This window comes from Fructilactobacillus sp. X3R2C1, assembly GCF_059901235.1.
Genome location: NZ_JBWXVA010000075.1, coordinates 1 through 242, shown reverse-complemented (window position 1 = coordinate 242; position 242 = coordinate 1). Strand labels below are relative to the sequence as shown.

General features: G+C 70.2%; 1 protein-coding gene. It reads right to left on the bottom strand.

Annotated elements, in window-relative coordinates:
* Positions 1-242, bottom strand: a 242-nt coding sequence (locus AC6UDB_RS07215) for an Arm DNA-binding domain-containing protein (protein WP_500709587.1), incomplete at both ends; no start/stop codon positions are given.

Sequence of the window (242 nt, the reverse complement as noted above, 5' to 3'; positions counted from 1 at the left end):
ACCCAAGGGCGTGTGGCCAGCCACTCATTGGCGATGGTCTCGAAGCTGTCCGAGCCAAGGGCGGAGTGGGCGAGGGCGGCGGCCTTCTTCTGCGCGCCAGGGTCGACGCCTCGGGCCAGCAGTCGGCGGGCTTCGTCGCGGGCCTCTCTCGCGCGCGCCAAGGAGACATCCGGGTACAGGCCGATCGACAGCAGCTTCTCCTTGCCGGCGATGCGGTACTTCCAGCGCCAGCTGCGTGCGCC